This is a genomic window from Ruegeria sp. BG6 (genome assembly GCF_056538465.1).
In genome coordinates this window covers 82280-108132 of record NZ_JBQFTB010000004.1, presented here as the reverse complement: position 1 = coordinate 108132, position 25853 = coordinate 82280, and the positions used below count along the sequence as shown (strand labels likewise).

Sequence of the window (25853 nt, the reverse complement as noted above, 5' to 3'; positions counted from 1 at the left end):
CGTGGTCGGTACCTGTGAGGTCAGCACCTCTTGCCCGGGGATTTGGCGATGCCACCGCATTTTCGGTGACATCCGGCAGTTACACTTGCCCGGTACGGTCCAGACCCGACGAATGATAAGGAGTAGACCTTGACCTACGAAAACAACAGTACCCCCAAAGATTGGCTTGAGGCGGAACTGGAAGACACGCTGGACGAAGATTTCGAAATCGAGTTCAGCGAACCGATGCTTTCGATGGAGGTCCGCAAGATCTACAAGGACCAGCATCCCGACATGCTGGACCGCAAGGTCTATTTTCAGAACCTCTTGCGCCTGCAGGCCGAGCTGATCAAGGTGCAGGATTGGGTGGTTCACACCGGCGCCAAGGTCTGCATTTTGTTCGAAGGCCGTGACAGCGCCGGCAAAGGGGGGGTGATCAAACGCATCACTCAACGCCTGAACCCGCGCGTCGCCCGAGTTGTGGCCTTGCCCGCGCCCAGCCGCAGGGAGCAGAGCCAGTGGTATTTTCAACGATACGTTCCGCATCTGCCTGCGGCAGGTGAAATCGTGTTCTTCGACCGCTCGTGGTACAACCGGGCCGGTGTCGAACGCGTCATGGGCTTTGCCAATGAAAACCAGGTCGAGCAGTTCTTTCAGGACGTTCCCGAATTTGAACGGATGCTGGTGCGGTCGGGGATCATTCTTCTGAAATACTGGTTCTCGATCACCGATGAAGAACAGCAACTGCGATTCCTCATGCGAATTCACGACCCGATGAAACAGTGGAAACTGTCACCCATGGATCTGGAATCCCGCATCCGCTGGGAGGCGTACACCAAGGCCAAGGAGGACATGTTCTTCCGCACCAATATCCCCGAGGCACCTTGGTACATTGTGGAAGGCAATGACAAAAAGCGCGAGCGGCTGAACTGTATCGAGCACCTGCTGACCAAAATCCCTTACGAGGACGTGCCGCAGGACAAGGTCAATCTGCCCGACCGCCGGTATAATCCCGAATACGAACGGCGCATCCTGCCGGATGAGCTTTACGTTCCCAAGATCTATTGATGAAGTTGTGCGAGGCTAGTTGTCCAGCCTCGCACCGGAACGCCGGATCAGGCTGCGTCCATCATGCAGTCCACGTTGAAGATATTGAACATCATGAAGTCACAGCCATCGTCGGCGAACGTGCCTGTATCAGCGGGGTCCTTCATCTGTTCGCTGTCTTCGCCCGTCACAAGATCAAAGTCATCCATGTTACCGGTTTCGTCGCCTGCGGTTTCGGTGCCATCCCAATCGAAATGATCGAACTGGGCCTGCAGGTTTTCCAGGAATGAAGCGATCTCATCCAGAAAGGCCTGTACGTCAAAACAATCGGACTCCGGTTCGCCTGAATCGGTCACTTCGGTATCGGGCGTTTCGGTTTCCGGATTTTCCGTCTCGGTATCATCCGCGTCAGTTGTTTCGGTCTCCGGTTCTTCGGTCTCGGTATCATCCGCGTCAGTTGTTTCGGTCTCCGGTTCCTCAGTCTCGGTTTCATCCGTGTCCGTTGTTTCGGTCCCCGGATCTTCCGTTTCGGTATCTTCGGTGTCGGTTGTTTCGGTCTCCGGATTTTCCGTTTCCGTCACGTCTGTGTCGGTCGTTTCGCTATCCGGCTCCTCGGGTTCAGTTACATCCGTGCCCGTCGTCTCGGTATCCGTTTCCTCCAGGTCGGGTGTTTCCTCGACCGGTGTGACCGGCGTTGCAGGTGCCGAGGGTTCTCCGGTGTCCGGCAGAACAGCGGCATCGGTTGCGGCAAAGTTCTGGGTGACCACGACCGCGTCAAAACCCTGCATGTCACCGGTTTCAATGCCGATACCGATATACTCGAATTCGGGGTTCAGGATATTGGCGCGGTGGCCCGGGCTGTTCATCAGACCCTGATGCAGTTGGGCAACATCATCGCTGATGCCTGGGGCGTCCCGTTCGGATTGCCAGGCGATGTTTTCGCCGGTGCGCCAGCTGCCTTCCAGGTCGAACCCGGCATTTTCCATCCGCTGAGTCGCGCTCGATCCGCCCGATCCGGTGTGGCTGAAGGTATCCGTGTTCAGCATCCAGCTGCTGTGGGTTTCCGACGAGTCGTTCAGCTGGGTTTCAAGTTTCAGCTGGTTCAGCCCGCGGGATGTGCGCTCCTGATTGATCAGCGCCAGCATTTCGCGTTCGAACGTGTTTGCAGTCGACATTGTTGCCTCCGTTTATGGTTGAGTCCTTGCGGACGACGCCACCTAGAGGTGCAAGGCGCGACAGCGATAGAGACTGTCGAAAGATGGGCGGTTTACGGCGAAGCGGCGCTTTCCGGGCAGGATTCGCTGCGCTGCAAAATGCCGGGCAAAATGCTGCTGATGGGAAAATGGCAGCTTGTCGCGCGGTCTGTCCCACGGGTCGGCGGAATGTAACCGGCAAACGGGCGATGCCCCCTGAAAACGACAAACCCCCGGGCAGGGCCTCGGGGGTCGTCAAATAGTGTCATCCAAAGCTGGACGAGCAAGGTGCTTAGAGCAAACCTTCGCGCTGTGCTTTCTTGCGTGCCAGTTTACGGGCACGGCGGATCGCTTCAGCTTTCTCGCGCGCTTTTTTCTCGGACGGTTTCTCGAAATGTTGCTTCAGCTTCATTTCACGGAACACGCCTTCGCGCTGCAGCTTTTTCTTCAGGGCCCGAAGCGCCTGATCGACGTTATTGTCGCGAACACTAACCTGCATGTGGTTGTCACCACCTTTCTAGATAGAGTTGCAAGGAAATTGCAGGAGTTGGCCGTATAGCAAAGCCGTTATATCTTGTCTAGTACTGGCTCTGAGAACCGGAGAACCGCTATGACCACCACTTATGAAGATGCAAAGCAACAGCTTTTGGACGCGATGCTGACCCACGTTCCGTTTGACGGCTGGTCCGAGGTGGGCTTTCGCGCGGCCATTGCGGACTGTGACATGGATGAAGGTCTGGCGCGCGCGATCTGTCCGCGTGGCGCGGTCGATCTGGCGCTGGCTTTCCACGCACGCGGCGATGCAGTCATGGTCGAACGTCTGATATCCGAAGATCTGGGTGATCTGAAATTCCGCGATCGGGTCGCTGCCGCAGTGCGCTTTCGGTTGCAGGCCGTCGAGGACAAGGAACTGGTCCGCAAGGGTATGACCCTTTTTGCGCTGCCCCTTCATGCGGCAGACGGGGCCAAGGCCCTGTGGCAGACCTGCGACCTGATCTGGGATACGCTTGGCGACACGTCTGATGACGTGAACTGGTACACCAAGCGCGCCACCCTGTCGGGAGTGTATTCTTCGACCCTGCTGTTCTGGCTGGGTGATGAGTCCCCCGCGCATCAGAAGACATGGGAGTTTCTGGACCGGCGCATCGACAATGTCATGCAGTTTGAGAAACTCAAGGCGCAGGTGAACGACAATCCATTGTTCAAGCCGTTCCTTGCGGTTCCGAACTGGCTGGCCGGGCAGGTGAAGCCGCCGATGAAAATGCGGACCGATCTGCCCGGGATGCTGAATCCGCGCAAGTAAGCGTCTGGGCCTTCCAGAAATTGCCTGCTAGGCATTGGGCAAAGGAGATTTGCCCATGACCCAGACGATGCGCGCCGTTGAAATATCCGAGCCTGGCGGCCCGGATGTTCTGCGATTGACCGAACGCCCGATTCCGAAACCGACCAATGGTCAGGTAATCCTGAAGGTCGCCTATGCCGGGGTGAACCGCCCCGACGCGCTGCAGCGCGCAGGTGCATACGATCCCCCTCCGGGCGCCAGTGATCTGCCGGGCCTGGAAGCTTCCGGCGAAGTGGTTTCCATCGGATCAGGGGTTGAAGGGCTGTCACTCGGCGATCAGGTCTGCGCGCTTCTGCCAGGCGGTGGTTACGCCGAATATGTCGCCACGCCCGCCGCCCATTGTCTGCCTGTGCCAAATGGTATGGGCATGAAAGAAGCCGCATGCCTGCCCGAAACCTTCTTCACCGTCTGGTCCAACGTCTTCACGCGCGGCGGGCTGAAAGCAGGCGAGCGGTTTTTGGTCCATGGCGGATCCAGCGGAATTGGCACAACGGCGATCCAGTTGGCCAATGCCTTTGGCGCACGGGTCTTTGCAACAGCCGGATCTGCCGAGAAATGCGAAGCCTGTGTCCGGCTGGGGGCAGAAAAGGCGATCAACTACCGGGACGAAGATTTCGTGGCGGCGATGCGGGTCGAAGGCGGGGCGAATCTGATCCTCGATATGGTGGGGGGTGATTACATCCCGCGCAACGTCAAGGCGTTGGCCGAGGATGGACGTCTCGTGCAGATCGCGTTCCTGCAGGGTCCGAAAGTCGAGCTGAACTTTGCCATGATGATGGTGAAACGCCTGACCCTGACCGGAAGCACCCTGCGCCCGCAAAGCGATCTGGCCAAGGCAAAGATCGCGCAGGACTTGCGCGAGGCGGTCTGGCCGCTTCTGGATGCCGGAAAGATCTCACCTGTGATGGACAGCGAGTTTGCCTTGGCCGAAGCGGTGGCAGCGCATGCGCGCATGGAAAGCTCGGGCCATATCGGCAAGATCGTTCTGAACGTCGCAGGCTAATGGAACAGCGCGCGGGGGTGCCCCGCGCGCGACCGCGTCAGGCGATGGCCCGACGATACAGATGCCAGGTCGAATGGCCCAGAACCGGCATCACCACGATCAGGCCCAGCAGCATCGGGATGGCCCCCAGAATAAGCAGGGCCGCGACGATGAAGCCCCAGGTCAACACCACACCCGGGTTTTGGCGCGTCACGCGGAAGGATGTTACCACAGCCACCGGTAGCCCGACCTGCTTGTCCAGCAGAAGCGGAAAGCTGACAACACTAATCGCCAGGGCGACAAGCGCAAACAGGAAACCGACGGCGGTTCCGACAACGATCATGGTCCAGCCTGCGCCGGTTGTGAACACCTGCGTTGCAAACACACTCAGAGAGGCGGGCGGTTCCGGCCCCAGCGTCTGTGCATAGATAGCTTGTGCGGCCATCAGCCAGATCAGCAGCAACATGACCAGGTAGAAGCCAAGCGCCAATATGGCACCGAAGGACGGCGACCGGAAAACACCGAACGCGTCCAGCCATTGAACCACTTCGCCCTGTTCGCGCTTGCGGCTGATTTCGTACAGACCCACGGCCGCGACCGGGCCGATCAGGGCAAAGCCCGCGATCAGGGGCGCCAGCAGTGGCACCATGTTCATGTTCAGCCCGAAGCCGACCATCAGAAGCCCGGCAATCGGGTAGATCAGCACCACGAAGATCGCGTCGGCGCGCGTTTCCAGAAAGTCCTGATATCCGGCTTTCAGGCAGGAACGCAGGTCCTGAAGTGTCAGTGTCTGAACCACCGGCAGGTGCTTGGTATCGGCGCTTCCGATCCGCGATACGCTTTCCGATATATGATCGCCGGACGCACTGATGTTTCTGGCGGCCCAGCTGATTGGATTACCGATTGTTTTTGCCATACTCATCCCCTCCCCTAACGAGGTTGCGTCTCGGATCATGTCCGGCGCAGGGGGTCGTGGCCGGATCAGCCGACAACGTTTGAAATCACTATAGCACAGTATCTCCTTTTACGCCGCCATAATTCTGAGACAGGTCAATTGCTCTGTGCCTCAGTCATGTTAGCTTTGTTGCAGGCGCAAGGAGGTGAGCATGCAGCAAACAGCACGTACCGTGGTCATTCATGAAACCGGCGGCCCCGAGGTTCTGCGAATCGAAGACAGGCCCGTGGGCGATCCCGGTCCGGGAGAGATTCGCATTCGGCATCACGCCTGTGGGTTGAATTTCATCGATGTCTATCAGCGGACCGGCCTTTATCCGCTGGAACTTCCGCACGCCCTTGGCATGGAGGCCGCAGGGGTCGTTGAGGCCGTCGGCGAGGGCGTGAGCCACCTACAACCCGGTCAGCGTGCCGCTTACGCAGCGGCTCCCCCGGGCGCCTATTGCGAGGCGCGCGTGATGCCGGCGGCGCAGGTCTGCCCGCTGCCCGACAGCATTCCGTTCGATGCCGCCGCTGCCTTGATGCTCAAAGGGATGACGGTCGAATATCTGTTTCACCGGACGACGCCCCTGAAACGCGGCGACACGGTGTTGTTTCACGCTGCCGCCGGCGGGGTGGGACTGATCGCCTGCCAGTGGGCCAAGTCCGAGGGCATCACCCTGATCGGCACGGCGGGCACGGATGAAAAATGCCAGTTGGCCAGGTTCAACGGGGCCGCCGAATGTATCAATTACCGGACCGAAAATTTTGCCGAACGCGTGGCCGAGATCACCCACGGCAAGGGGGTGGACGCGGTCATGGATTCAATCGGCGCGGATACGTTCGAAGGTTCTCTGGATTGCTTGAAACCATTGGGCATGATGATCTCGTTCGGCAATGCGTCCGGACCGGTGCCACCGGTGGATATCGGCATACTCGGCCGTAAAGGCTCGCTGAAGATCACCCGCCCGACCTTGTTCACCCACATCGCGGATCATTCGGTATGCCAGGCCATGGCCCGGCGTCTGTTCGGCAAGGTCGAAGGCCGGGAAGTCAGGCTGCACATCGATCAGCGCTTTGCCCTGTCACAGGTCGCCGATGCGCATCGGGCGCTGGAGGCGCGCCAGACGACCGGCAGCACGGTTCTTGAACCCTGAACGCAAATGGCGGCGGAAATCTCCGCCGCCGTTTGTTCTGAAAGGATCAGAAAATTACTGCTGCTGCAGTTCAGCAGGGGTTTTATGAGCGATGGTTTCCCAGTTCGCGTCCGCTTTTTCGTTGAAGCCCGGGATGTCGCCTTCCCAGCGTTCCTGGATGTCCGCCGACAGGTTCAGGTACAGCTTGTTGTCAACGATTTTCCAGTAGTTCGGATCACCGTCGAACTTGAAGCCCATGGCCGTGCCGAAGGCGCAGTAGCCGCCATATGCCGGCAGGTAAGCCTCTGGGTTCTCTTCGAATGCGGCTTTGTTTTCTTCCGAGGAGAAGCGGTACAGCGCTTCGTTGTGCAGTGCGGTGATGCGGTAGTCGCCTTTGGTCGCTTCACCTGCGGTGAAATAGGCCACCGGGTCGTAGCCCTGCAGGGCGAGGCCGGTCGAACTTGCGTTCAGTTCAACACCCGCCGCCATGGCCGAGCTTGCAATTGCAACAGACAGCGCGACGCCGCCGATAAGGGATTTGATCTTGTTCATTGCTTCACCTTTCGTGAACCGGGTCACCAGATGGCGTTGGAATTGCACCTTGGTTTCCCTCGTGATTTTGTCCTGTGCGGTCGGTAATTGGCCGTCACAACATCCCAGTTGGGAAGCGGGCTGTTCACGTTCAAAGCAATCAATTGTGATTGTGCGGTTATGAATAGGTGATGTGCGGGAACGAAGGTTTCAGCCGACCGGTTGCGGATCGGGCACCAGCGCCATCGTGAACGCGATCACCTTGGCTGCAGACATCTCGCAGGGCCGGAGCAGCGCACCGCTGTTCTTGGTCTGATACAGGTTCAGGCTGATGTAATCTGTGCCGCCCAGCTGATGCGCCACCGGCTTGTGCGACTTACCTTTCGCCACGGTCTGGCGGCACACGACATAACGCCCGTCGCGGCTTGTCCCGGTGAAAGTGCCTATGGGCAGGGCAAAGAATGCGTTCAGAAATTCGTCTGGCGGGGTCACGATTTGCCGATTTTCGGCTCGGTCCCGGCCTTGATACGCGCGACGTTGGCACTGTGCCGCCAATAGACCAGCAGGGTCAGGATTATCCCCAGAATGAAACTCGCGCCATCCGTCAGAACAACGATCCAGACCGTCAGCAGGGCCGCCGCCGCAAGCGCGCCAACCGAGGAGATCCTCCAGATCGCCGCCGCCACAAGCCAGCTCAGACAGCAGGCAACCCCGACCCGCCAGTCCAGTGCCAGCCACAGGCCCAGAAAGGTCGCGACACCCTTGCCGCCCTTGAAGCCCAGCCAGACCGGAAAGCAATGTCCCAGAAAAGCGGTCAGGGCGGCAATCTGGGCTGCGTCTTCTCCGGCCAGTGAACGTGCCAGCAGAACAGCCACCGCCCCTTTGGCCGCATCGAAAATCAGGGTTAGCGCGGCGGCGGCCTTGTTGCCGGTGCGCAGAACATTGGTGGCGCCGATATTGCCGGACCCGATACTGCGCAAGTTGCCCAGCCCCATGACCCTGGCGATGATCATGCCGAAGGGAACGGACCCCATAAGGTAACCGATCACGGCCCACAGGATCAGTTGGGTCATGGTGCTGTCGATCAGGGGCATCAGGTTCTCCGGTAAACTTCTTTGCCAGCGACAAAAGTCGCTGTGACCTTACCCTGCATCCGCTGGCCGTCAAACGGTGTGTTCTGCGACTTGGACTTCAGGGCGAACCGGTCCAGCACAAAGGGGACATCGGGATCGAACAGCACCAGATCGGCCGGTGCGCCTTCGGACAGGCGACCGCACTCCAGGCCCAACCGTTTCGCCGGGTTCAGGGCCATGGCGCGAAACAGCGTCGGCAGGTCCAGCTGCTCGGCATGATAAAGGCGCAGCGCGGCGGGCAGCAGTGTTTCCAGCGCCACCGCGCCCGAGGCGGCTTCTTCAAACGGCAGACGCTTGCTTTCTTCGTCCTGCGGCGTGTGCATCGAGCTGATCGTGTCGATCAACCCGGTGCGCAGCGCCTCGATCACCGCCAGCCGGTCGTCTTCGGACCGCAGCGGGGGTTTGACCTTGAAGAAGGTACGGTAGTCGGCCACGTCCAGTTCGTTCAGCGTCAGATGATGGATCGAAGTGCCCGCAGTGACGTCCAGCCCATTGCGCTTGGCGCGTTCCAGCGCGGGTAGGGCGCGGGCGGTGGTGATCTGGTCGGCGTGGTATTTTGCACCGGTCATTTCCAGCAGGGCGATGTCGCGGTCCAGCCCCATCCGCTCGGCCATTGGCGATACGGCGGGCAGGCCGCGCAGGGCAGCGAACTTGCCGCTGGTCGCGGCGGCCCCGGCGCTCAAGCCTGGTTCCTGCGGATGCGCGATGACCAGTGCGCCGCAGGATTTCGCGTAGGTCAACGCGCGAGAGAACACTTTGGTATTGGCGATAACGTGATCGCAATCGGTGAACGCAACGGCTCCTGCGTCTTGCAGGAAACCGATCTCGGTCATTTCGCGGCCCTCGCGGCCCTTGGTCAGGGCGGCCATCGGCAGCACGTTAACCGGTGTATCGGCCTGTGCCCGGCGGGTGACGAATTCCAACGTTTCCGGCGTGTCGATGGCGGGGCTGGTGTCGGGCCGGGTGACCATGGTGGTCACGCCACCGGCTGCCGTGGCCAGACCTGCGGATTTATAGCTTTCCTTGTGCCGTTCACCCGGTTCGCAGACCTTGACGCCGATATCGACGATTCCGGGGGCCAGGCATTGCCCGCCGCAGTCGATGATTTGGGAGTCGCAAACCGGTGCCTGCCCCTCTCCGCGCGCCACAATCCGACCCTCGGCGACCTGCAGCCACCCGGTTGCATCGGTTCCGGCCTCGGGGTCGATCAGGCGGGCGTTTGAGAAGAGAACGGTGCTCATGAAATGGCCCTTTCGATTGCGGCTTTGGTGGCGGCAGGGTCTGCCTGGTATTTGATCAGATGTTTGTCACCGCTTTTGGTGACGATCTGGACGAAGCTGCCCATGACGTTGACCGCATCAATCTGGTTCAGTGGCACATTGCGGGGGCCGGGGCCGGTCAGGATGGTATCCGTCATCTGCCATGTGGCAACCAGTTCTTCGGAGGCCAGATACCAGGCGCGGATACCGATGGCGGCAAGCCCGGCGGGTGCGCCGGTCCAGACGTAGGGGTTGCCGATCAGCCAGAGAACCAGCATCGCACACGCCATGGCCCCGGCAGCGAGCCAGGCGTTGGTGCGGATATAGGCGCCTTTGTCCGGTGCGAAACTTACAGGATCAGCCACAAAGCGCCTCCGATAACCAGAAAGATCACCAGAGCCAGAATGGCCGATCCCATACGGCGTGGCTTGTCATCAACAGGGGCGGCCTGAGGCGCCGAGAACGGTTTCGCGCTTTCGGTCTCGATCGGTCCGCCGGCCCAGTTGGTGGCCTCTTCAGTATAAAGACCGGTCAGGTGCAGCCTCGGGTCCGGCGTCAGTGTTACCGGGCGGTCGCCAAAGGCGGCACTGCGCACGACCATCACCCAGCCTTCGATTGCGTCCAACGCGGCGCGGTCCAGTTGGTCGGCAGAGACGCCGCAGCCTTCTCTCAGATAACCATACAGCCCGAGGTCCTCGAGATCCGAAACCGGGAAGACGTCGATCTGTTCCGGGTCCAGCCCCGGCACCCCCAATACCTGATCTGCGGCGCCGGTTTCCCGCAGAAACTTTGCCTCTTCCGGGCGCATATCCAGTGCAAACAGGCGGAGCACGCCGCGTTCGTGGGGGGCGACAGTCAGATCGCTCATGCGGCCTCGCGCAGGTTGCGGGCCAGCAATTCCATTGCGGCCATCCGCACCGCGACGCCCATCTCGACCTGTTCCTGAATGACGGACCGGTTGATGTCATCGGCCAGTGTGCCGTCGATCTCGACGCCACGGTTCATCGGGCCGGGGTGCATGACGATCGCGTCGGGTTTTGCCAGCGCCAGCTTGGCGGCGTCCAGCCCGTAGCGATGGTAGTATTCCCGTTCCGAGGGGATAAAGCCGCCATCCATCCGCTCTTTCTGAAGGCGCAGCATCATGACCACGTCGACATCTTTCAGGCCCTCGTTCATGTCGTCGTAGATTTCGGCTCCGAACTCGGCGAATTGCGCAGGCACCAGCGTCGGCGGGCCGATCAGGCGGATGCGGTTCTCCATCTTGCCCAGCAGGATCAGGTTCGAGCGGGCCACACGGGAATGGGCCACGTCTCCGCAAATGGCGATGTTCAGACGGTGTAGCCGGCCCTTGGCGCGCCGGATCGTCAGCGCATCCAGCAGCGCCTGCGTCGGGTGCTCGTGCCGCCCGTCGCCCGCGTTCAGCACGGCGCAGTTCACCTTCTGCGCCAGCAGATCGACCGCGCCGGAATGCGGGTGCCGCACCACCAGCAGATCGGGATGCATCGCGTTCAGTGTCATAGCTGTATCAATCAGCGTCTCGCCCTTTTTGATCGAACTGGCCTGCATCGCCATGTTCATCACATCCGCGCCCAGCCGCTTGCCCGCAATCTCGAAGCTTGCCTGCGTGCGGGTCGAGTTCTCGAAGAACATGTTAATCTGGGTCAGCCCCGCCAGCACATCCGAGTGTTTCGACGACAGGCGATTCATGTCGACGTATTTCTCGGCCAGATCCAGAATGGCGGTGATATCGGATTGCGACAGATGCTCGATGCCAAGAAGGTGACGATGGGCGAAACGCATGGGCGGGCTCCTGTCTGACAATCGGGCCGCTTATAAGAAGCCAGGCAGCGCAAGGCAACCTAAGGATCAGTGCTCTCGGGCAGTTTCTCGCACCCGCCTTTCGGCAGGCACTGCTCGCCGGGTTTGCACCATTTGCCATAACCGCAATCGATGGCCCGGACCGGCACACAGCCCTGATTTCTGGAGCATTTGAAGCCGGGACGGCACTGCGATCCGGTTTTTTCGCACAAGAACCAGCCCGGACGGGAGCAACCGCCAGCCGGCAGACAGGACGATCCCGCAGAACAGACATTTCCGTCGTCGCAGGCGCTTGGCAGCCCGGGGTTGAAATCGGGCGTGATCCGTTCGCATTCTCCGCGCCCGTTGCAGAAACTGTTGCTTGGACAATCAAGGCGCGACGTGCATTTGTTTGCCCCTGCAGGCGCACAGCGGGTGCCGCCTGCCACGCAGCGTTCAAATGGCCCGCAAGACCGGCCCCCGCCGCAATAGGTTCCGCCTGCCCGGATGCAGTGGCCGTCAAAGCTGCACCGCTGTCCTCCGCTGCAGCAGGTGCTGCCGCATTGGAACTGCCCTGCGCGGCACTGCCCGTGCTTGTCGTGAAAGGTTGCCATGGCCGGTCCGCTGCCAAAGACGTTGAACAGCAGGAGGAGCAGGAGATATCTCAGAGCAATCAGCATGAACATGGCCATCGTCGGTGCGACCGGGTGCCATGGCAAGGTCTATTCGCTTTCCCTCGGGCCAAAGCTGGTTAGATTATGAGGCATGGAATCGGCAATGGACCATCATACCGCGCGCGCCCTGCTGGAATGGCAGGTTGAACTGGGCGTCACCGACGCTATCGGTGACGCGCCGGTTGACCGCTATGCCTTGCCGGATACAGCGCCGAAGGCCCGGAAACAGGTTGTTGAACATTCGTCGCAAGAAAAGCCGCGACAGGCGGACCCAATTGCGGTTGCTGAAAAGGCCGCGCGCGGGGCAGGGTCGCTGCCGGAATTGCGCGCAACGATGGATGCGTTCGATCTGTGCGACCTTAAGCGGGGCGCGCGGCATCTGGTGTTCGCGGATGGCACCCCGGGCGCGCGGGTGATGATCATAGGCGAGGCGCCGGGCCGGGATGAGGATCGCGAAGGCAAGCCGTTTGTGGGTCGCGCCGGGCAATTGCTGGACCGGATGCTGGCTGCCATTGATCTGAACCGGGCCGAGAATGTCTATATCACGAACGTGCTGCCATGGCGCCCGCCGCAGAACCGTGATCCGAAGCCCGAGGAAATCGGCATGATGAAGCCGTTTCTGCAACGTCATATTGTATTGGCAAATCCTGAGGTTCTTGTGGTGATGGGCAATATCAGCTGTCAGGCCGTGCTGGGCAAACGCGGCATCACGCGGCTGCGCGGGAAATGGGAACAGGCGCTGGATCTGCCGGTCATACCAATGTTTCACCCCGCCTATCTGCTGCGGCAGCCGCAGATGAAGCGGCAGGCCTGGGCCGATCTGCTGGAACTCAGGGCGTGGCTGGAGGCGAAGCGATGAAAATACTGGCGTTCTCGGACCTGCATATGGCGCGCAACCGCGCCGCCGATCTGGTTGCGGCCAGTGCAGAGGCCGATCTGGTGATCGGGGCCGGGGATTACTGCAACATGCGTCAGGGTCTGGACGAAGCGATGGCCATGCTGTCCGGTATCGCGGCACCGATGGTTCTGGTGCCGGGCAATGCCGAAAGCGCGGAGGAGCTGGCAGATGCCGTCCCCGACGGGGTGCATGTGCTGCACGGGTCCGGGATGACCGTCGACGGGCTGCGGCTGTTCGGTCTGGGCTACGGCGTGCCGGTTACGCCTTTTGGCGACTGGTCCTGTGACATGACCGAAGGCGATGCGACCGAAATGCTGGCACGATGCGTCGGGACAGACATCCTGATCGCGCATTCACCGCCGAAAGGGTACGGCGATAAGACATCTCAGGGGCTTTCTGTCGGGTCAACGGCCATCCGGAATGCAATAGAACGGATTCAGCCCGCGTTGGTGCTTGGTGGCCATATCCATGACAGCTGGGGGTATCGCGGTTCGATCGGCCGGTCGCAGGTCGCCAATCTCGGTCCGCAAGTCAACTGGTTCGAGGTCCGCGCATGATCGAGACCCTGACGCTGCTGGCCTTTGTGCCTGCGGCCATCGCACTGAACCTCACGCCGGGTGCGGATATGATGTTCTGTTTCGGGCAGGGGCTGCGATCCGGCACAAAGCCCGCGATTGCCGCCAGCGCCGGAATTTCGATGGGTTCGATGATCCATGTTTCGCTGGCCGGACTGGGATTGGGCGCGCTTGTTGCCGCTGTTCCGTGGGTGTTCGACGCGATCCGCTGGCTGGGTGTCGCCTATCTGCTGTATCTGGCATGGGGTGCGATACGGCACGGCGCGATTTCGGCCGAAGGTCCGGCAAAACCGACACGCTATGCCTTTCGCGACGGGTTTCTGGTCAACCTGACCAACCCGAAGGTCATTCTGTTTGTCCTCGCCTTTATTCCGCAATTCGTAAACCCCGCCTCGGGGTCCGTTCTGCTGCAATTCCTGATCTTCGGGGCGATCATTTCCATCGGCGGGTTCTTTATCAACGGGCTGGTGGGCGTGTTTGCCGGGGGCGCGGGTCAAATGCTGATCAACAGCCCGCGCGCGTCCAGTATTCTGGGCTGGGTCAGTGGCGGCATCTTCACCGCTCTGGCGATCCGGCTTGCCATCATGGAAAGGGCCTGACGCCAAATGTCACGCATTGATGAAACCATGGAGTTCATCCCGGTCCGTATCGCCGTTCTGACCGTGTCAGATACGCGCTCGATCGAGGAAGACCGTTCCGGCCAGACCCTGGTCGACCGGATTGAACGGGCCGGCCACACCCTTGCCGACCGCAAAATCCTGCCGGATGAGCGCAGCCAGATCGCAGATCAGCTGCGCGCCTGGATCGCCGAGCCCGATATTGACGTTGTCCTGTCGACCGGGGGGACCGGCCTGACGGGGCGCGATGTCACGGTCGAGGCGCATCGAGACGTCTATGAAAAGGAAATCGAGGCGTTTGGAACCGTCTTCACCATCATCTCGATGGAAAAGATCGGCACTTCGGCTGTTCAGTCGCGCGCAACAGGCGGCGTGGCGGGCGGGACCTATTTGTTTGCCCTCCCCGGTAGTCCCGGCGCGTGCAAGGACGCCTGGGACGGGATTTTGGAAAAACAGTTCGATTACCGGCATCGCCCCTGCAATTTTGTGGAAATAATGCCTCGATTGGACGAACATCTGCGACGGAAGTAGACTGGCCATACGTTCAAGTCCTTATAACCGCCTTGTGGCTTGGCTTATTTTCCGGTCCAGCTACATTTCGCGTATGGCAGCTTTTTGCAACTTGGGTGAATGATTGATGCGATTTCTGAGGCAAAGCCTTGTCGGTGTCTTTCTGGCGTCCCTGACGCTGGCCCTGTTGTTTGTGGCTGCACAGATGATCGCAAATGCGCTGCAGGATGTGCTGACCAGGGACGAAAACCGCCCGCCAGCGCAGGAGAGGGTGTTTGCGGTCAGCGTCAAACCCGCGCTGGTGGAAACGGTAATCCCCTATCTGGATGCATTTGGCGAAGTGCAAAGCCGCCGCAGGCTTGAGTTGCGCGCGGCTCTGGGTGGGCGGGTTGTGTCCCTGGCCGAGGAATTTGAAGATGGCGGCGTTGTGTCCGCTGGCGAGGTGCTGGTTGAACTGGACCCCGCCGATGCGCAATCGGCGCTGGACCGTGCCAAGTCCGATCTGCTGGATGCCCAGTTCGAAGAGCGCGATGCCGAACGGTCGCTGCTGCTGGCGCAGGACGAGTTGAACTCGGCCGAAGCTCAGGCAGAGTTGCGCGGACGCGCCCTGCAGCGCCAGAAGGATCTGCAAAGCCGTGGCGTTGGTGCCGCCGCCAGCGTGGAAGAGGCTGAACTGGCCGCAGCGTCGGCTCAGCAATCGGTTCTGGCCCGGCGGATCGCACTGGCGCAGGCCGAATCCCGTGTCGATCAGGCCACCACGTTGCTGGCCCGCGCGCGGATCGCCTTGGAAGCGGCCGAGCGGGATCTGGACGACATGACGATTCGCGCCCGGTTTGGCGGCACGCTGACCGATGTCACACTGGTCGAGGGCCGATTGGTGACGGCCAATGAAAAACTGGCCGAACTGGTCGATCCGGACGCGCTGGAAGTGGCGTTTCGGGTGTCGACCGCACAGTATGTGCGCCTGCTGGACGCGCGGGGCGAGCTGATCAAAGCCCCCGTTTCCGTGTCGCTGGAAGTGACCGGCACTGACCTGGTCGCCCTTGGCCGGATCAGCCGCGACAGCGGATCGGCGGGGGAAGGGCAGACCGGTCGGTTGATTTATGCCCGCCTGAATGATGCGTTTGGTTTCAAACCCGGTGACTTCGTAACGGTCTCGGTCGAGGAACAACCCGTCGAGAATGTTGTTCGCATGCCGTCGACGGCCCTTGATGCGTTTGGCACCGTACTGGTGCTGGGTGATGGCGACCGGCTTGAGGCGCTGCCTGTGCAATTGATTCGCCGACAGGGCGATGAGGTGCTGTTGCGCGGGCAGGGGCTGGAAGGGCGCGAGGTGGTGATCGGGCGCACCCCGTTGCTGGGCGCAGGCGTACGTGTGCGCCCCTTGCGGGCCGAAGCCCGGGCGCAATCGGACACGGATATGGTCGAGTTGTCGGATGAACAACGCGCGCAGTTTGTGGCGCAGGTCGAAGCCAGTGCAGGCATGTCGCAGGACGCCAAGGCCCGCGTGCTGGGCCAGTTGAGCGAGGCGAAAGTGCCTGCATCGCTGGTGCGCCGTCTTGAAAGCCCGACAGGGGGATAAGCGTCATGATGCGCGAAATCCCCGGTGCGGCAGGCGGTATCCTGAGCTACTTCATCCGGCACCGGACCGTGGCCAATCTTTTGCTGCTGGTGATGTTGGTTCTGGGCGCCGCCGCGATTCCGAACATGCGGGCGCAGTTCTTTCCCGATGTGGTGCTGGAACGGGTGGACGTCACCGTCAACTGGGATCAGGCCGGCCCCGAGGATATGGACAGTGCCATCGTCAGGGTTCTGGAACCGGCCCTGCTGGCTGTCGAGGGCGTGACCAGCACCGAATCCAGTTCGCATCCCGGACATTCGCGCATCCGGATGGAATTCGAACCGGACTGGGACATGGCCCGGGCCGTCGAGGAGGTGCGCACCGCCGTTGACGCTGTGACCGATCTGCCGGACGACGCTGACGAGCCCATAATCCGGCGCGGCGCCTGGCGGGATCGCGTCACGGACGTTGTACTGACCGGACCGGTCGGGACCGAACAGCTTGCGAACTTCACCGATGAGCTGATCAGCCGCCTGTTCGCAGCCGGTGTGACCCGCACATCGATCCGCGGCATTGCCGCGCCGCGTGTGGTGGTCGAGGTGCCAACCGCGCAGCTGATTGCCAATGACATCACCCTGTCCGAGATCGCCTCGGCCATTGCGGCTGAGGTCAATGCCAGCCCTGCGGGGCTGGTAAGTGGGGCAAATGCACGCATCACAGCCGGCACAGAAAAACGTACGCCCGAAGAAATCGAAGGCATTGCGCTGCGCACGTTCGAGGACGGCGCGAAGCTGGTGGTCGGCGATGTGGCGCGGATTTTCGTCGAAGGCGTCACCCGTCATCGCAGCTATTTCGTCGATGACGACCCGGCCATGTCGATCCGCGTCGATCGCTCGAATCTTGGGGATGCGATCGACATCCAGCATCGGGTCGAGGATGTCGTCGCCGAAATGCAAGCCAGTCTGCCCGATGGTGTCACGATCGAACTGATCCGGACCCGGGCGCAGGCCATCACCGACAGGCTGAACATTCTTGTCGACAACGGCTTGCTCGGCCTGGGTCTTGTGGTCTGCCTGCTGTTTCTCTTTCTCAATGCGCGTATCGCGTTCTGGGTTGCAGCCGGTATTCCCGTCGCCATGTCCGCCGCGATCGCGTTCATGTATATCGGCGGGCTGTCCATCAACATGGTTTCACTGTTCGGCCTGATCATCACACTGGGTATTGTGGTCGATGACGCCATCGTGGTCGGTGAACATGCCGATTTCCGTGCACGGCGATTGGGCGAGGCACCGATGGTTGCAGCCGAACGGGCCGCCCGGCGCATGGCGATGCCCGTCTTTGCTGCGACAGTCACGACGGTTATCGCCTTTTTTGGCCTGACCCTGGTTGGTGGGCGCTTTGGCGTGTTGATCCGCGATGTCCCGTTTACCGTGATTGCCGTCCTGATCGCCTCACTGATCGAGTGTTTCCTGATCCTGCCGAACCATATGGCACACGCCATAAAACACTCGGCCAAGGAACACTGGTATGACCTGCCCAACCGGGTGGTGAACAAAGGGTTTCGCTGGGTGCGCGACCACCTGTTCCGACCACTGATCGCCTGGGTGGTCTGGGCCCGCTATGTGGTTGTCGCGGTGATGGTGGTGATTCTGGCCAGTCAGGTCGCGCTGTTTATCCGTGGAGATGTGAACTGGCGCTTTTTCAACGCACCCGAGCGTGGTTCGGTCACAGGCAGCTTCATCATGCGCGAAGGGGCGACGCGGGATGACACGTTGGAAATGATGCGCATGTTGCAGCAGGCCGCCGAAGAGATGGGTCAGATCTATGCGGAGCGCCATGGGCGCAATCCCATCGAATATGCGCTGGCCCAGATCGGCGGCACGCCGGGCTATGGGCTTGCGGCGGCAGACGGCAAGGACGGGTCGCTGCTGGGGGGTATTTCCATCGAACTGATCGATGCCGATCAGCGCCCCTATTCCAGTTTCGAGTTTGTCGGCGAATTGCAGGAATATGTTCCGCGCCATCCCAAGGTCGAGCTCGTCACGTTTCGCGGCTGGCGGTCCGGCCCGGGTGGCGATGCGATCGATGTCCAGTTTTATGGGGCTGAGATCGACACGCTCAAATCGGCGTCCGAGGGTTTGCAGACCGAACTGTCGAAATACCCCGAGGTTTCGGCGCTGCAGGACGATCTGGCCTATGACAAGGAAGACTTCATCCTGGAACTCACAGCACAGGGTCAGGCCCTGGGATTCCGGATTGAAACGCTGGGCCGGGTTCTGCGCAGCCGCCTGAACGGGATCGAGGCCGCAACCTTCCCAGATGGTCCGCGCAGCGCCGAAATACGGGTTGAACTGCCCGAAAGCGAACTGACGGCCGATTTTCTGGAACGCACACTGATGCGATCGCCCGAAGGGATATACGTACCGCTGGCCGATATCGTTTCGGTTCAGCGAAAGTCAGGCTTTTCCACGATCCGGCGCGAGAATGGCTTGCGGGTGGTCTCGGTAAATGGCGACATCTCCGAAGATGACCCCGATCGCGCTGCAGAAATCGAACGCGCCCTCAGTCAGGAAATCCTGCCCAAAATCGCCTCCGAGCGGCAGGTCGAATGGCGCATGTCGGGGCTGAGTGAGCAGGAAGATGATTTCCTGTCGCAGGCGCGCACCGGCCTGATCCTGTGCCTGACTGGCATCTATCTGGTTCTGGCTTGGGTCTTTGCAAGCTGGACACGGCCGTTGCTGGTCATGGCGATCATTCCATTTGGCCTCGTGGGCGCCATCTGGGGCCACTACATCTGGGCTGTACCGCTTAGCATGTTCACGGTCGTGGGCCTGCTGGGGATGACAGGGATAATCATCAACGACTCCATCGTGCTGGTTACAACTATCGACGCCTATCAACAGGACAGGGGATTAATTCCGTCCATTGTCGAAGGCACAGCCGATAGGTTGCGGCCGGTGATGCTGACCACTTTGACCACGGTTCTGGGTCTCACTCCGCTGCTGTACGAAGGCTCGCAGCAGGCGCAGTTCCTCAAGCCCACAGTGATCACGCTGGTCTACGGTCTTGGGTTCGGAATGCTTCTGGTTCTGTTGCTTGTACCTGCGCTGCTGGCCATTCTGAATGACGTGACACGTCCGATGACCTCAATGCGTCGCGCCCTGCGCGCGCCGGATAGGGTGGTGCAAGGGATGATTGTCATAACCGGTCTGGCATTGCTGGCCTGGTTTGCGGTGACGATGGTGTGGCCCGCTGTCGCGGGCACGCCGCTGACCGTTCTGGCCGACTTTTACCCCGGCGAAGATGGGTCTGCGGTTCTGCGTATGGGACTGGGTGTGTTCGCTGCTGGTGCGGCGCTGATCCTGGTGCTGAGCGTCGCGCTATCCGGTCTGATTTACACGCGGCTCAGAGGCCGGATCGGGGCTTGACCCCGTCCAATGCGGTCTCCAGCAGGTCGGCGACACGTGCGCTCATATTCAATTCGCCGCGCGTGATCTGATCGATGGGAAACCAGCGCGCGTCCATCGCGTCATCGCCGGCAACCGGATCGCCGGCCTGATATCGGCAGGCTACGCCGACCAGCAGGTAATGCGACAGAACCTGCCCGTTGGGATCACGACGCAGCAGATCCAGATTGTCCAGATACTGCAGAGGTTCAGCCATCACCGATGTTTCTTCGTGCAGCTCGCGCTGCGCGGCCTGCATCACGGTCTCGCCCCATTCGACATGGCCGCCGGGAAATCCCCAAAGTCCGGCATCCGGTTGCTTGGAGCGCTGAACCAGCAACACCCGATCCTGATGCACAACAACGGCCAGAGCGCCGATTTTTGGGTATTGCATCACCGGATCAGCCCGCGCTGCATCCCTGAATGTCAACCGCGTGGCTGCTGCCCAGCACGGTGATCCTGACGGCTGACCGGTCCAGCGCAAAGGGGCTGCCCGATGCATTGACCACCTCGGTCCGGGCGATCAGCGTGTCGCCCTGCCGCCGGGTTTCGGGATGTGCGGCCCACAACGCCGGATTGCCCGGCTCGATCACGGCGACCTCGGTCCCTCCGGCCGACGGCATGGTGATGCGCGCCTCGATTTGCATGCCATCTTTTGTGGGCGACAGGTGGCATTTGGCGCTGGCCACACGGGCCTCGTTGGCGGAATAGGGGCGTTGTGCCAATGCGGCGGCAATGGCCGGGTTGCGTCCTGCGTTCTTGTCCAGAGTATGATCGAAACCCAGCCGCTCGGGGATGCAGACATCCTTGCACACGCCCAGATCCATCTCACCGCGCAGACGTACTGGTTTGGCAGGATTCTTTGGCGTGATCTCGACCGGAAGGACCAGCTGATCCTGATACCCGATCGAGCGCAACCCGTTCTGGTCAAAAACATCCGGCGCAGGCCAGGTGATCGAAATGTCGCCAACGTTGCGCGACCCTTTCCAGTCGAACTGTGGCGGGATGCCCGCATCGCCCGGCGCGCGCCAGTAAGTTTTCCACCCGTCTTTCAGGGTCAGGCGCAACGCACCCAGATAGGTACCGTTGGCAGTGCGCCCGCCATCCAGAATATCCAGTTGCACAGGTTTGCCCGCGCTCTGCGACAGGGCAGGCGAGGCAAGGGCAAAACAGGCGGTCAGCGCAACTGCGGCGGGTCTGAGAAGTGATCGCATACTAAATAAATGCGCGCTCTGGCGCGCGAATCCAAGTCACGTTCCGGTCACTGGGGTGAAATACCGCTAAATGTCGGACGATCCCTTGCCAATTGTGGTCCCACGGGTTCATTGTTGAGACAGGACTCAGTCAGAAACGGCGGCTTATGGATCTTACCGGAAAACTGTTGATTGCGATGCCGGGAATGGGCGATCCGCGCTTTGACCACTCGGTTGTCTATATCTGCAGCCATGGTGAAGACGGCGCCATGGGGCTGATTGTCAACAAACCGTCGGACCTGCGCATCAAGACATTGCTGGGGCAGCTCAATATTGCCTGCAACATTCCCGTCATAGGTGAACGTCTGGTCCATTTCGGCGGTCCGGTCGAGATGTCGCGCGGCTTCGTCCTGCACAGCGCTGATTACGAAGCCAACCTCCACTCGATGCAGATTTCGACCGATTTCAGCATGACGGCCACGCTGGACGTGCTGGAAGATCTGGCTTCGGGGCGGGGGCCTTTGAACTCGATGCTGACGCTGGGATACTCCGGATGGGGCCCGGGCCAGCTTGAGGACGAGATTGCCATGAATGGCTGGCTGACGACCGATGCAACCTCGAAGCTGGTGTTCGATGTCGCTGATGACGAAAAGTGGGAGGCCGCGCTGGCAACCCTGGGCGTTGACCCCCTGACCTTGTCGGCCAGCGCAGGACGCGCCTGATCAGCTGTCGCGGGGGGCCGCCGCGCGGCGCAGCCGGTCGTTGATTGCCGCCCCCAGGCCATGGTCGGGGATCGGGGAGACCGCAATCGGGCGACCTGTTGTGTTCAGTGCATGAAGGGCAGAAAACAGGTTGGCCGCGGCTTCGGTCAGAACACCATCAGCCGACAAGTTCAAATCGCAGTCGACCGGCCCAAAACCCAGCAGGACTTCATCGCCCTGTCGGGACAGCGCATTCAGCCGAACCGGCGCGTCCGGCGCATAATGAGACTGTAGTTGTCCCGGCGCTGTCAGCAGGTCCCCGGGCTGGTGATGATGCAGTCGCGTGTTCAGAACTTCCTCGATCTGTTCCAGCGCCACGCCGCCCGGACGCAGCAGCGCCGGTTCTCCGGCCAGGCCGACGATGGTCGATTCCAGCCCGACACCGCAGGGGCCGTCATCCAGAATGGCTGCGATACGCCCACCCAGACCGGCGCGCACATGCTCGGCGGTGGTCGGGCTGATCTGACCTGACGGGTTGGCGGATGGTGCGGCCACCGGACCATCGAATTCGGCCAGCAATGCCCGCGCGCTGGGATGCGCAGGCACCCGCACGGCCAGCGTGTCCAGCCCGGCTGTGACCAGCGATGAAATGCCATGCCCGTCGCGCAGCGGCAGGACCAGCGTCAAAGGCCCGGGCCAGAACGCGGCGGCCAGTTGCTCGGCCTGATCGGACCAGCGGACGAACCGCTGCGCCGCCTGAACGGATGCGACATGTGCGATCAGCGGATTGAAGCTGGGCCGCCCCTTTGCTTCATAAATCCCGGCGACCGCTTCGCCATTACGGGCATCACCGCCCAGGCCATAGACCGTCTCGGTCGCAAACGCGACCAGAAGACCCTGCCGCAGCAGGTCCGCAGCGCGTGAGATGCCGGCCGGATCTGAGCTCAGGTCGAGTGTGCCGTGGGGGATCATGACTGGTGACGCCGCGTTTTGATTGCTTGTAACATGGGGAAGAGTAGGTAATGCCTTCGAGCCCAGATGCATAGTGCCGTGCGCGGATGATTCCAAGCCCGCCTGCGCAAACCGAACTGACAGCCCCGAGGGAAGCCATGACGTATCGCGCCCCAGTCCCAGATTATGAATTCCTGTTCCGCAACGTGATCGGCTTCGACCAGATCGCAGCCACCGAGATGTTTTCAGAGGCCAGCACGGACGTGGTCAGCGCCATTCTGACCGAAGCAGGCAGGATGTGCGAAGAGGTGATGGCCCCGCTGCAACGCCCCGGTGATCTGGAACCGGCGCGACTGGAAAACGGGGTTCTGCGCTCTTCCCCGGGGTATGCCGATGGCTGGAAGGCGATATCCGAAGGGGGCTGGATCGGGATAAGCGGCGATCCTGAATATGGCGGCATGGGCCTGCCGATGACCTTGACCAGCGCCGTGAACGAGATGATGAGCGCGGCCTGCCTTTCGCTGCAACTGGCCCCGCTGATGAGCCAGGGCCAGATCGAGGCGCTGGAGCATCACGCCAGTGCCGAGCTGAAAGAGCTTTACCTGCCCAAACTGATGTCGGGCGAATGGTCCGGCACGATGAACCTGACCGAGGCGCAGGCCGGGTCGGACGTGGGTGCCCTGGCCTCAAAGGCGGAACCGAACGGGGATGGCACCTACGCGGTGACGGGTCAGAAGATCTTCATCTCGTGGGGCGACAACGATTTCGCGGACAACGTCTGCCACCTGGTGCTGGCGCGCCTGCCGGACGGCGTTCCCGGGACCAAGGGAATTTCCTTGTTTCTGGTGCCCAAGTTCATCCCGGATGAGAACGGCAATCCGGGCGTGGCGAACGATCTGAAGGTTGTGTCGCTTGAGCACAAGATGGGCCTGCACGGCTCACCGACCTGCGTCATGCAATATGACGGGGCCAGGGGCTGGCTGGTTGGCGAGGAACATGGCGGCATGGCCGCGATGTTTACGATGATGAACAATGCCCGTCTGGGTGTTGGCGGGCAGGGCGTCGGCGTTGCGGAAGGCGCCTATCAGCATGCGCTGGCCTACGCGCTTGAGCGCAAGCAGGGCAAAACGCCCTCGGGTACGATCATCGACCATGCCGATGTGCGCCGCATGCTGATGGAAATGCGCGCGGATGTGTTCGCGGCACGGGCCATCCTGCTGGCCAATGCAGTGGCCATCGACATGGCCAACGCGACCGGCGATGCGGACTGGTCGGCCCGCGCGGCTCTGTTCACGCCGATTGGCAAGGCTTTTGGCACGCAGACCGGCATGCGTGTCGCTGAAACCGGCGTGCAGGTTCACGGCGGCATGGGCTTTATCGAGGAAACCGGAGCGGCCCAGTATTACCGCGACGTTCGCGTGACCGCGATTTACGAAGGCACCAATGGCATTCAGGCGATGGATCTGGTCGCCCGCAAAATGATGGACGGCGGTGAGGCTGCGGCACGGCTGCTGGATGAAATCGAAGATCACGCAGAACAGGCGCGGGCCACCATGCCGGAACTGGCCGGCCCGGTCTGGGAAGCCACCGAAAGCCTGCGTGAGGCCACCGAATGGCTGGTTTCCCAGTCGGAAATGAACAACCGCTTTGCCGGGGCCGTCCCATATCTGCAAGCCTTTGCGCGGGTTCTGGGCGCGCATTACCATCTGGCGGCAGCTCTGGCGGAACCCGATGGGCCGCGGTTCAAGCTGGCGCGGTTCTACATCAACGCTTTGTTGCCCGAATATGCGGGCCTGCTGGCACAGGCGCAAAACGGGGCGGACGATATCTTCGCGCTCAACGTGGACGAGCTGCTGGCATGAAGGATGGTGAGCAACGATTGACGACACACTACCCCTGGCCGGACCCTCCGGCCCCCGGTGAGGCGATCGAGATTGCCGAAGGCGTCCTTTGGCTGCGCCTGCCGCTGCCCATGGCGCTGGATCATGTCAATGTCTATGCGCTGGATGATGGCGACGGCTGGACGGTGATCGACACCGGTATTTCGTCCAGAAAGTCGCGTGGCATCTGGCAAACGCTGATGGACGGGCCACTGGCGGGCAAGCCGGTGACCCGTGTTGTCGTTACGCATCATCACCCCGACCATGTTGGCAATGCAGGGTGGTTCCAGACCGAACACGGCGCTGAACTGGTGGCCAGCCGCACCGCATGGCTGTTTTCGCGGATGCTGACGCTGGACCTGCAGGAAACCTGGCCGCAGGAAACGCTGGACTACTACCGCAGCGCGGGCATGGCGCATGAAATTCTGGCAAAGCGCATGTCGGACCGGCCCTTCAACTTTGCCGACACCGTCTATCCGATGCCGTTGGGCTATACCCGCATCAAACAGGGCGACGTGATCCGCATGGGCGGGCGTGACTGGGACGTTCACATGGGCAATGGCCACGCGCCCGAACACGCCACGTTCTGGAGCCGCGATGACAATCTTGTCCTGTCCGGCGATCAGATCATCAGCTCGATCAGCCCCAATCTGGGTGTCTATGTCACCGAACCCATGGCGGATCCGGTGGCCGAGTGGCTGGAAGCCTGCGAGCGGCTGTCGGCGCTGGCGCGTCCCGATCATCTGGTGCTGGCCGGGCACAAGCTGCCCTTCACCGGATTGCCGGTTCGCATGCGGCAACTGGTCGACAATCATCACGGCGCGCTCCGGCGGCTGCTGGATCATCTGGACCGGCCCAAATCTGCCGCCGAGTGCTTTGCCCCCCTGTTCAAGCGTCCGATTGGCGAAGGTGAATACGGTCTCGCGCTGGTCGAGGCGGTTGCACATCTGAACCATCTCTACCACATTGATGCTGTAACCCGGTCGCGCCGCGCGGACGGGGCGTGGGAGTTTCAGCGCAAAGGGTAAGCCATGCAGGATCAGATCGAAACCTCGGCCGAGGCCGCAGAATCCGCCGCATTGCCACGCTGTTACGAGGTCCACGCCAACTCCAGTGCGCAATCGGGCAACAAGGATCTTCCCGGCCCCCTGAAAAAGCCGGTCGAAACCAAAAGCCCGGCCCAGTGGGCCTATGAACGCCTGATCCTGTATATCCAGAATTTTGAAAAGACGCTGGACGGCGATCAGGAGGTCGCGATGGGCTTCACCGGCGGTGATGCCGGGGTGATGCGGATCGAGGGGATGGGTTATTTCGACCCTGACGTGATCACCTTTTTCGGCTCGGACGCCACCGGTGCGCGCACCCAACTGGTACAGCATGTCAGCCAGTTGAACGTGATGCTGCGCGCGCTGCCCAAATCGGTCGAGGACAAGCCTGCCAACCGCATCGGTTTTCGGCTGGCTGCGGATCTGGAAGAAAGCTGACAGTCCCGCTTGCAATTCACGCAATCGCAGC

At 61.2% G+C, this 25853-nt stretch carries 27 protein-coding genes; 14 read left to right on the top strand and 13 right to left on the bottom strand.

All coding sequences use genetic code 11. From position 1 onward, the window contains the following. Window positions 1–129: 129 nt before the first annotated feature. The gene (gene ppk2 / locus ACR0JW_RS09680; RefSeq protein WP_170614336.1) at window positions 130–1047 is read left to right on the top strand and encodes a polyphosphate kinase 2; all 918 of its coding nucleotides are present in this window, start codon (window positions 130–132) and stop codon (window positions 1045–1047) included. A gap of 47 nt (window positions 1048–1094) precedes the next feature. Here ppk2 and ACR0JW_RS09675 read toward each other — a convergent pair whose 3' ends face one another. Both ACR0JW_RS09675 and rpsU read right to left on the bottom strand, forming a co-directional pair. After that, a complete protein-coding gene (locus ACR0JW_RS09675; RefSeq protein ID WP_480713851.1) occupies window positions 1095–2201 on the bottom strand; it encodes a CAP domain-containing protein in 1107 nt (368 codons plus the stop codon). A gap of 310 nt (window positions 2202–2511) precedes the next feature. Then, window positions 2512–2718: a 30S ribosomal protein S21 gene (gene rpsU / locus ACR0JW_RS09670; protein ID WP_005614280.1), complete on the bottom strand. Its 207-nt coding sequence runs from the start codon at window positions 2716–2718 to the stop codon at window positions 2512–2514. A 111-nt stretch (window positions 2719–2829) separates the two neighbouring features. On the opposite strand from rpsU, the gene ACR0JW_RS09665 reads away from it, so the two are divergent. Together ACR0JW_RS09665 and ACR0JW_RS09660 are read left to right on the top strand one after the other, a co-directional pair. Beyond that, on the top strand, window positions 2830–3522 hold the full coding sequence (locus tag ACR0JW_RS09665; protein ID WP_170679592.1) for a COQ9 family protein: 693 nt from the start codon (window positions 2830–2832) through the stop codon (window positions 3520–3522). 55 nt (window positions 3523–3577) lie between these two features. Then, window positions 3578–4564, top strand: a complete 987-nt coding sequence (locus ACR0JW_RS09660) for an NAD(P)H-quinone oxidoreductase (protein ID WP_480713850.1) — start codon at window positions 3578–3580, stop codon at window positions 4562–4564. Between the two features lie 37 nt (window positions 4565–4601). On the opposite strand, the gene ACR0JW_RS09655 is transcribed toward ACR0JW_RS09660, so the two are convergent. Further along, window positions 4602–5459 (bottom strand): DUF2189 domain-containing protein, encoded by an 858-nt coding sequence (locus tag ACR0JW_RS09655; protein ID WP_170614340.1) that lies wholly within the window; start codon window positions 5457–5459, stop codon window positions 4602–4604. A gap of 190 nt (window positions 5460–5649) precedes the next feature. On the opposite strand from ACR0JW_RS09655, the gene ACR0JW_RS09650 reads away from it, so the two are divergent. Beyond that, the gene (locus ACR0JW_RS09650) at window positions 5650–6633 is read left to right on the top strand and encodes a quinone oxidoreductase family protein (protein WP_170824909.1); all 984 of its coding nucleotides are present in this window, start codon (window positions 5650–5652) and stop codon (window positions 6631–6633) included. A 54-nt stretch (window positions 6634–6687) separates the two neighbouring features. On the opposite strand, the gene ACR0JW_RS09645 is transcribed toward ACR0JW_RS09650, so the two are convergent. The 7 genes from ACR0JW_RS09645 to ACR0JW_RS09615 all read right to left on the bottom strand — a co-directional run bounded on the left by ACR0JW_RS09645 (window position 6688) and on the right by ACR0JW_RS09615 (window position 11335). Further along, a complete protein-coding gene (locus ACR0JW_RS09645; protein WP_170679775.1) occupies window positions 6688–7164 on the bottom strand; it encodes a YHS domain-containing (seleno)protein in 477 nt (158 codons plus the stop codon). A 189-nt stretch (window positions 7165–7353) separates the two neighbouring features. Next, the gene (locus tag ACR0JW_RS09640) at window positions 7354–7635 is read right to left on the bottom strand and encodes a hypothetical protein (protein ID WP_480713849.1); all 282 of its coding nucleotides are present in this window, start codon (window positions 7633–7635) and stop codon (window positions 7354–7356) included. Next, window positions 7632–8237 (bottom strand): glycerol-3-phosphate 1-O-acyltransferase PlsY, encoded by a 606-nt coding sequence (plsY, locus tag ACR0JW_RS09635; protein ID WP_170679600.1) that lies wholly within the window; start codon window positions 8235–8237, stop codon window positions 7632–7634. Before plsY ends, ACR0JW_RS09640 begins: the two co-directional genes overlap by 4 nt. Next, window positions 8237–9517, bottom strand: coding sequence for a dihydroorotase (gene pyrC, locus ACR0JW_RS09630; protein ID WP_170679602.1), 1281 nt, complete (start codon window positions 9515–9517; stop codon window positions 8237–8239). The genes plsY and pyrC overlap by 1 nt, the downstream gene beginning before the upstream one ends. Next, window positions 9514–9900 (bottom strand): hypothetical protein, encoded by a 387-nt coding sequence (locus ACR0JW_RS09625; protein WP_170679604.1) that lies wholly within the window; start codon window positions 9898–9900, stop codon window positions 9514–9516. Before ACR0JW_RS09625 ends, pyrC begins: the two co-directional genes overlap by 4 nt. Beyond that, window positions 9885–10403, bottom strand: coding sequence for a hypothetical protein (locus tag ACR0JW_RS09620; protein WP_170679607.1), 519 nt, complete (start codon window positions 10401–10403; stop codon window positions 9885–9887). Before ACR0JW_RS09620 ends, ACR0JW_RS09625 begins: the two co-directional genes overlap by 16 nt. Then, entirely contained in the window at window positions 10400–11335 is a 936-nt protein-coding gene (locus ACR0JW_RS09615) for an aspartate carbamoyltransferase catalytic subunit (RefSeq protein WP_480713848.1), read from the bottom strand. Before ACR0JW_RS09615 ends, ACR0JW_RS09620 begins: the two co-directional genes overlap by 4 nt. 762 nt (window positions 11336–12097) lie before the next feature. On the opposite strand from ACR0JW_RS09615, the gene ACR0JW_RS09610 reads away from it, so the two are divergent. From ACR0JW_RS09610 to ACR0JW_RS09585, 6 genes are all read left to right on the top strand, one after another. Then, window positions 12098–12865, top strand: a complete 768-nt coding sequence (locus ACR0JW_RS09610) for a uracil-DNA glycosylase (protein WP_170679611.1) — start codon at window positions 12098–12100, stop codon at window positions 12863–12865. Beyond that, a complete protein-coding gene (locus ACR0JW_RS09605; protein ID WP_170679613.1) occupies window positions 12862–13461 on the top strand; it encodes a metallophosphoesterase family protein in 600 nt (199 codons plus the stop codon). The genes ACR0JW_RS09610 and ACR0JW_RS09605 overlap by 4 nt, the downstream gene beginning before the upstream one ends. Further along, complete coding sequence (locus ACR0JW_RS09600; protein ID WP_480713847.1) at window positions 13458–14078, top strand: LysE family translocator; 621 nt, start codon at window positions 13458–13460, stop codon at window positions 14076–14078. Before ACR0JW_RS09605 ends, ACR0JW_RS09600 begins: the two co-directional genes overlap by 4 nt. Window positions 14079–14084: 6 nt before the next feature. Beyond that, window positions 14085–14627 (top strand): molybdenum cofactor biosynthesis protein B, encoded by a 543-nt coding sequence (gene moaB, locus ACR0JW_RS09595; RefSeq protein ID WP_170679617.1) that lies wholly within the window; start codon window positions 14085–14087, stop codon window positions 14625–14627. A gap of 106 nt (window positions 14628–14733) precedes the next feature. Next, window positions 14734–16188, top strand: a complete 1455-nt coding sequence (locus ACR0JW_RS09590) for an RND family efflux transporter (protein WP_170679619.1) — start codon at window positions 14734–14736, stop codon at window positions 16186–16188. A 5-nt stretch (window positions 16189–16193) separates the two neighbouring features. Continuing rightward, window positions 16194–19595: an efflux RND transporter permease subunit gene (locus tag ACR0JW_RS09585; RefSeq protein WP_170679621.1), complete on the top strand. Its 3402-nt coding sequence runs from the start codon at window positions 16194–16196 to the stop codon at window positions 19593–19595. Here ACR0JW_RS09585 and ACR0JW_RS09580 read toward each other — a convergent pair. Both ACR0JW_RS09580 and ACR0JW_RS09575 read right to left on the bottom strand, forming a co-directional pair. After that, window positions 19573–20007 (bottom strand): NUDIX hydrolase, encoded by a 435-nt coding sequence (locus ACR0JW_RS09580; RefSeq protein WP_480713846.1) that lies wholly within the window; start codon window positions 20005–20007, stop codon window positions 19573–19575. The genes ACR0JW_RS09585 and ACR0JW_RS09580 overlap by 23 nt on opposite strands. A 7-nt stretch (window positions 20008–20014) precedes the next feature. Next, on the bottom strand, window positions 20015–20827 hold the full coding sequence (locus tag ACR0JW_RS09575; RefSeq protein WP_170679622.1) for a protein-disulfide reductase DsbD domain-containing protein: 813 nt from the start codon (window positions 20825–20827) through the stop codon (window positions 20015–20017). A 146-nt stretch (window positions 20828–20973) separates the two neighbouring features. Here ACR0JW_RS09575 and ACR0JW_RS09570 point away from each other — a divergent pair, with 146 nt between their 5' ends. After that, on the top strand, window positions 20974–21528 hold the full coding sequence (locus ACR0JW_RS09570; RefSeq protein WP_170679624.1) for a YqgE/AlgH family protein: 555 nt from the start codon (window positions 20974–20976) through the stop codon (window positions 21526–21528). Here ACR0JW_RS09570 and ACR0JW_RS09565 read toward each other — a convergent pair whose 3' ends face one another. Continuing rightward, window positions 21529–22479, bottom strand: coding sequence for an L-threonylcarbamoyladenylate synthase (locus ACR0JW_RS09565; protein ID WP_170679626.1), 951 nt, complete (start codon window positions 22477–22479; stop codon window positions 21529–21531). It lies immediately after the preceding gene. Window positions 22480–22616: 137 nt separating this feature from the next. On the opposite strand from ACR0JW_RS09565, the gene ACR0JW_RS09560 reads away from it, so the two are divergent. From ACR0JW_RS09560 to ACR0JW_RS09550, 3 genes are read left to right on the top strand one after another with little or no spacing between them, the layout of a single operon-like run. Beyond that, window positions 22617–24320, top strand: coding sequence for an acyl-CoA dehydrogenase family protein (locus tag ACR0JW_RS09560; RefSeq protein WP_170679628.1), 1704 nt, complete (start codon window positions 22617–22619; stop codon window positions 24318–24320). Beyond that, window positions 24317–25366 carry an MBL fold metallo-hydrolase gene (locus ACR0JW_RS09555; protein ID WP_170679630.1) on the top strand — a complete coding sequence of 350 codons (1050 nt, stop codon included), beginning with the start codon at window positions 24317–24319 and terminating at the stop codon, window positions 25364–25366. The genes ACR0JW_RS09560 and ACR0JW_RS09555 overlap by 4 nt, the downstream gene beginning before the upstream one ends. 3 nt (window positions 25367–25369) lie before the next feature. After that, a complete protein-coding gene (locus tag ACR0JW_RS09550; protein ID WP_170679632.1) occupies window positions 25370–25822 on the top strand; it encodes a DUF6173 family protein in 453 nt (150 codons plus the stop codon). Window positions 25823–25853 lie beyond the last annotated feature (31 nt).